Genomic DNA, 5,704 nt, shown 5'->3' on the forward strand with positions numbered 1-5,704 from the left:
GTTTGAGCACCGTTGCCAGCGAGGGTGCGGACAACCCCCTTTCGACCTTCGACAAATAACTCTTGGTGATCTCGGCGCGCCGGGCCACTTCCTCCAGGCTCAGGCTGTTGAGCGTGCGCAGGGCCAACAACCGAGCGCCGAGCGACTCGACGACGTTGTCGACGGCGGTGCTCCGAAAGGCACCGTCCGATTTGGCCGCTCGAGCGGTCGCTCCCTTGCTGAATGCGTCGTCCATGGAGCTCGCGGTCGTTGAGAGCCTGCGATTCTAGAAGGACACACGTGTGTCATACTGGACACAACAGTGTTTTCATCGCGACTCAACCGGGAGCAGACGATCATGAACCGATTCGTACGACGCCGCGCCATCCTGCAGATCATCGGCTTTGGCTGCGCCGCAGTGGCGAGCGCCGGCGCCGCCGCGCAAGCCTATCCCGACAAGCCCATACGGATGCTCGTGCCCTTCGGCGCTGGCGGCATTACCGACCTTGTAGCGCGCGCTACGGCCGAGCAGCTGGGCAAGGAACTCGGTCAGCAGGTCGTGGTGGAGAACAAGCCGGGCGCCGGCGGCAACATTGCCGCCGAACAACTCACACGATCGGCGCCCGACGGCTACACCCTGATGCTGACCACGATCGGCCTGGTGTCCGTGAATCCTCACACCTACGACAAGGTGCCGTTCGACAGTTTCAAGGACTTCAGCTACATCTCGACGGTCGCTTCCACGCCGCATGCCATCGTGCTCAACCCGTCGGTTGCGGCCGACTCGCTGCCGGCGCTGATCGCGCTTGCAAAGAAGCAGCCCGAGGGCCTGTCCTTCGGCACGGCCGGGTTCGGCAGCTCACCGCATCAGGGTCTCGAAATCCTGCAGGCCTCCACGAATACGCGGCTGCTGCACGTCCCGTACAAGAGCGGGGCGGAAAGTGTCACCAGCGTCCTGGGCGGCCAGGTCTCCATGACCTTCGAGGCCTTGCCCGTGGTCATGCCGCATGTCGCGACGGGCAAGCTCAAGGCGGTCGCGATTGCGGCACCGAAGCGGCATGGTTCCGCGAAAGAATTGCCCACCACTGCCGAACTGGGCTTCCCGGCCATTCAATCCGCCTCGGTGTCGGGGTTGATCCCGCCGGCCGGCGTGCCCGCCTCGATTGTCGATACGCTCAACAAGGCCACGAAGAAGGCGCTCGACGATCCGGCGCTGCAGGAAATGCTGTTCAAGCAGGGAACCAATGTGGCCGGCTCGACGCCGGAAGAGTTTCGCGCTCTGATGGCCGAAGAGCACCAGAAATGGGGCCGGCTCATGAAGGCAGCGGCCGCAGCCAAGAAATGACGCGGATGACGAGCGCTACGAAACAGGAGTCGCCATGAGCACGCTGGAGATGAGCAAGTCGCAGATCGTCGATCGGTCGATCGAGAGAATGAATGCGAATCTGGAAAGCACCGCGCTGCCCTTGCGCGACGCTGTGGCCGAGACGTGCCGCATTCTTTTCGCCTTCGGGCACGACTCCGGTCTGGCGGGCCAGATCAGCGCTCGAGCCGAGAAGGAAGGAGCCTTCTGGACCCAGCGGCTGGGTCTGGGTTTCGACGAAATCCGTGCCGACAACCTGCTGCTCGTGGACGAGGATCTCGAGGTGATCGAGGGCGACGGCATGCCCAACCCCGCCAACCGGTTCCACGCCTGGCTCTACCGTGCGCGGCCGGATGTGCAGTGCATCGTTCACACGCACGCACCGCACGCCGCGGCGCTGTCGATGCTGGAGGTGCCGCTCGAGATCGCGCACATGGACACCTGCGTGCTCTACGGGCAATGCGCTTTCCTCGGCAAGTGGCCCGGCATTCCGGTCGGCAACGAAGAGGGCGAGATCATCGCGAACGCCATCGGCGACAAGAAGGCGATCCTTCTGGCGCACCACGGTCTGCTGGTGGCCGGCAGCAGCGTCGAAGAGGCCTGTGTGCTCGGCGTGATGTTCGAACGCGCCGCGCGGCTGCAGTTGCTGGCGATGGCCGCTGGAACCTTGCAACCGATCGCGCCCGAACTCGGCACGGAAGCGCAGCAATGGATCATGACGCCGCGCCGTACCCAGGCGACGTTTGCCTACTACGCTCGGCGCGTGCAGAGGGACGCTGCGCAAGGCGCGCGCTAGCCGGCCTTGGACCTTGCGCGGCCGAGCGCGCAAAGCGTGATCAGTAGGGCACCGGCGAGCCCGTCCATTCACCGGTCAACGGCCGGGCCCGGGCGAACGCTTCGGTCGCCTCGCACCAGCCGTCGCAGGCATTGCGCCCGGGCCGTCGCCGCCAGAGATTGAGCAGCCCCTTGCACTTCGCATAGAAGTGGAAGAAGCGCAGTACCTTGCGGCGTTCGGCCGCGCTCGGCGGTTGCTCGCTGCAGACCAGCTTGTCGTCCGACATGCCGCGGTCCATCAAGCTGACGGCGCCCCACGCCTTGACGCGCAGGCGCGTACCGAAGGCCAGGCGCGGGCCGAGCACCAGTGCGTCGAGCAGGTCGCCCTCGAGCCCCAGGTGGGTCGGCACGGCGCCGTAGTCGAACGGGCAGGGCAGGGGAGAGACGAAGTCGATGCTGCCGTTCGAGCCGCGCTTGAGGAAACTGCTTCGCGGCACCTCGATGACGACCTCGACTTCGAAGGGCGACGCAGACGCGTTACCGAGGGGCGCTGGGACGGCGGTCGGCGCACGCATCAGACGAGCTTACTTCCGGTGTCGCTGATGCGGGAATAGATCATCGGCACGCGACAGGCCGATCCGCTGCTCAGACCACCCGACCAGGATCGATCTCGCGCAGCCGTTGATCCACGTAATAGCCGCCGTACTCCGTGTATTGCAGGAACCCGCGTGCGCAGCGCCGGCACAGCCAGACCTCGCAACGGTTGTAGGGGAAGAACGCAGTAGCGATCGGCGCGTTCGGCGACCAGTAGCTGCTGCCCTCGCTGTGCTGCTCGGTCAGCGTCGGCTCGTCGTCGCCTTCGGCTCGCAGCGACCCCAGGCGCTCCAGCAGCGGCTCGCCCACGGGACTGCTCACCGACTCCCAGCCCGGGCAGACCAACCGAGCGCAGTCGCAGTCGGCCGGTGCGCTTCCCGGCGGGCGCACGTGTTCGCGCAGGTCGGCTGCGGTCAGCAAGGCCCACGCAGCGCCCGTGGACACCTCACTCGGCCTTGATGTCGTTGTCCTTGACCACCTTGGCCCAGATGCTGATCTGGTTCTCGACGAAGCTCTGTGCCTGCTGCGGCGTGCCGGTGCGCACCGAGATGCCCTGCGCCGCCAGCTTCTGCGCCACCTCGGGCAGCTTCAGCGCCTTGTTGATCTCCTCGTTCATGCGCTTGACGATCTTCTGCGGCGTCTTCGCCGGAGCGAGCACCGCCCACCAGGCCGGCGCCTCGAAGCCGGCAAAGCCGCTTTCGGCGATCGTGGGCACGTCGGGCAAATTCTCGCTGCGCTTGCTGGTGGTGACGGCCAGGGCCCGCAAGCGCTTGCTGTCGATGTGCGGCTTGGACAGGAACACCGAGCCGATGGCCAGCGGCACATGGCCGGCGATCGCATCGTTCATCAGCGGGCCGCCGCCGCGGTAGGGGATGTGCACCAGGCCGGGCGCGCCGCTCTTGCTCATCAGCGTGATCGCCAGGTGGCCCAGGCTGCCCGAGCCGATGCTGCCGTAGCTCAGGGTCTTGTCGCCCTTGGCTGCGGCCAACACGTCGGCGAGGCTCTTGTAGGGCGAGTCGGCGTGAGTGGTCAGCACCATGGCGCCAGTGCCCAGGAGCGACACGGTGGTCAGGTCCTTGACCGTGTTGAACGGCAGGTTCGGGTTCAGGCTCGGGTTGACGCCGTGCGTGTCGAACACCACCGCGAACGTGTAGCCGTCGGGCGCCGCGGTGGCCACCGAACCGGTGCCGATCGAGCCCGACGCGCCGCCGCGGTTCTCGACGATGACGTCCTGGCCGAGCTGCTTGGACAGCGGCTGCGCCAGGATGCGCGCGACCTGATCGACCGAGCCACCCGGCGGGAACACGGCGACCAGCCGGATCGGCGCCCGTTCGGGCCAGTCCTGCGCGAGCGCGGGCGAGGTCAGTGTCAGGGCCGCGACCGCGGCTGCGGCGCAAGAGAGCAAGGGCAGGAGCGATCGGAGTCGGTTCATCGGACGGTTTCCTGGGATGTGAAGCAAGCGGCCCGACACAGTGTGCGCGACCCGCACGCGGACGGCGCCCAGGAAAACACGGAGCACCTCGACTACGACGCGCTCGCCACTGCGTGCGGATGCGGCAGCCTTCATCGGCTCGGCCGCGTCGATGGGGTCGCCAACAACGCCCGGCGGAAAGCCGATGTCCAAAGATGCGGGGGTCGATGCGCGCAGCGCGGGCGGTTGTCCGTGCCCGAGCGCTGTGCTACGGTGTTTGCGAAACGAGCCCTCGCGGCCAGCAATATGCCGAGCGACCACGACGTCTATCTTTTCCGCGAGGGCTCGCACTCTCGCCTCCACGACCAGCTCGGCTGCCACCTCACCGACGGCGGCGCCCGCTTCGGGGTCTGGGCGCCGAACGCCGGCACCGTGTCGGTGATCGGCGAGTGGAACGGCTGGGATGCGCGCGCGCAGCCACTGCAGCCGCGCGCCGACGGCTCGGGCATCTGGCAAGGCCGGGTGGACGGGGTGGCACACGGCGATGCGTACAAGTACCGCATCGTCTCGCCCGACGGCGCGTACGTTGCGGACAAGGCCGACCCGCTCGCCTTTTGCGCCGAGCAGCCGCCGGCCACCGGCTCGCGCGCTTGGACGCTCGACTACGACTGGGGCGACGCGCAGTGGATGGCCACGCGCGCCGCGAAGAACGCGCTCGACGCGCCGATGTCCATCTACGAGGTGCATGCGGGGTCCTGGCGCCGCCATGAGGGGCGATTCCTCGGCTACCGCGAGCTGGCGCACGCCCTGGCCGATTACGTTTGCGAGCTCGGCTTCACGCACGTCGAGCTGATGCCGATCACCGAGCATCCGTTCTACGGGTCCTGGGGCTACCAGACCACCGGCTACTTCGCGCCGACGGCACGCTACGGCACGCCGCAGGACTTCATGTACTTCGTCGATCACCTGCACCGGCGCGGCATCGGCGTGATCCTCGACTGGGTGCCCTCGCACTTCCCGACCGACGGCCACGGCCTGTCGTACTTCGACGGCACGCACCTGTACGAGCATGCCGATCCGCGCCAGGGCTTCCACCCCGAGTGGAAGTCGAGCATCTTCAACTACGGCCGCAACGAGGTGCGCAGCTTTCTCGCGTCTTCAGGGCTGTTCTGGCTCGACAAGTACCACATCGACGGCCTGCGCGTCGATGCGGTGGCGTCGATGCTCTATCTCGACTACGGGCGCCGCGAAGGCGAGTGGATTCCCAACCGCCACGGCGGCCGGGAGAACCTGGAGGCGGTCGAGTTCCTGAGCCGCTTCAACGAGGCGGTCTATCGCGACCATCCCGACACGCTGACGATCGCCGAGGAATCGACCGCCTGGCCGATGGTCTCGCGGCCCACCTCGATGGGCGGCCTGGGCTTCGGCATGAAGTGGAACATGGGCTGGATGCACGACACGCTGGCCTACATGCGGGAAGAACCCATTCACCGCCGCCACCACCACCACATGCTGACCTTCTCGCTGGCCTATGCGTTCAACGAGAACTTCGTGCTGCCGCTCTCGCATGACGAGGTGGTGTA

The 5,704-nt window shown here is 66.9% G+C and carries 7 protein-coding genes; 3 read left to right on the top strand and 4 right to left on the bottom strand.

Features of this window, described 5'->3' with window-relative positions:
• The coding region (locus H0W38_RS15460) for a helix-turn-helix transcriptional regulator (RefSeq protein ID WP_292455640.1) at positions 1 to 235 on the bottom strand (235 nt) is incomplete at its 3' end.
• Positions 236 to 337: 102 nt separating this feature from the next.
• Here H0W38_RS15460 and H0W38_RS15465 point away from each other — a divergent pair.
• Both H0W38_RS15465 and H0W38_RS15470 read left to right on the top strand, forming a co-directional pair.
• Complete coding sequence (locus tag H0W38_RS15465) at positions 338 to 1,324, top strand: tripartite tricarboxylate transporter substrate binding protein (RefSeq protein ID WP_292455643.1); 987 nt, start codon at positions 338 to 340, stop codon at positions 1,322 to 1,324.
• A 34-nt stretch (positions 1,325 to 1,358) separates the two neighbouring features.
• Positions 1,359 to 2,138, top strand: coding sequence for an aldolase (locus tag H0W38_RS15470; RefSeq protein ID WP_292455646.1), 780 nt, complete (start codon positions 1,359 to 1,361; stop codon positions 2,136 to 2,138).
• A 40-nt stretch (positions 2,139 to 2,178) separates the two neighbouring features.
• On the opposite strand, the gene H0W38_RS15475 is transcribed toward H0W38_RS15470, so the two are convergent.
• The 3 genes from H0W38_RS15475 to H0W38_RS15485 all read right to left on the bottom strand — a co-directional run bounded on the left by H0W38_RS15475 (position 2,179) and on the right by H0W38_RS15485 (position 4,142).
• Positions 2,179 to 2,691: an inorganic diphosphatase gene (locus tag H0W38_RS15475; protein WP_292455648.1), complete on the bottom strand. Its 513-nt coding sequence runs from the start codon at positions 2,689 to 2,691 to the stop codon at positions 2,179 to 2,181.
• A gap of 70 nt (positions 2,692 to 2,761) precedes the next feature.
• Entirely contained in the window at positions 2,762 to 3,154 is a 393-nt protein-coding gene (locus H0W38_RS15480) for a hypothetical protein (RefSeq protein ID WP_292455651.1), read from the bottom strand.
• Between the two features lies 1 nt (position 3,155).
• Positions 3,156 to 4,142, bottom strand: a complete 987-nt coding sequence (locus tag H0W38_RS15485; protein ID WP_292455653.1) for a tripartite tricarboxylate transporter substrate binding protein — start codon at positions 4,140 to 4,142, stop codon at positions 3,156 to 3,158.
• A gap of 285 nt (positions 4,143 to 4,427) precedes the next feature.
• Here H0W38_RS15485 and glgB point away from each other — a divergent pair.
• Positions 4,428 to 5,704 (top strand): 1,4-alpha-glucan branching protein GlgB (gene glgB / locus H0W38_RS15490; protein WP_292455655.1); only part of this gene is annotated, 1,277 nt, incomplete at its 3' end.

This window comes from Methylibium sp. (assembly GCF_013817365.1).
Taxonomy (GTDB): Bacteria; Pseudomonadota; Gammaproteobacteria; order Burkholderiales; family Burkholderiaceae_C; genus Methylibium.

Bases quoted from the DNA above. Each gene is read 5' to 3' on its own strand.
- H0W38_RS15465 (WP_292455643.1), top strand. From the start codon at position 338: ATGAACCGATTCGTACGACGCCGCGCCATCCTGCAGATCATCGGCTTT.
- H0W38_RS15470 (WP_292455646.1), top strand. From the start codon at position 1,359: ATGAGCACGCTGGAGATGAGCAAGTCGCAGATCGTCGATCGGTCGATC.
- H0W38_RS15475 (WP_292455648.1), bottom strand. From the start codon at position 2,691: ATGCGTGCGCCGACCGCCGTCCCAGCGCCCCTCGGTAACGCGTCTGCG.
- H0W38_RS15485 (WP_292455653.1), bottom strand. From the start codon at position 4,142: ATGAACCGACTCCGATCGCTCCTGCCCTTGCTCTCTTGCGCCGCAGCC.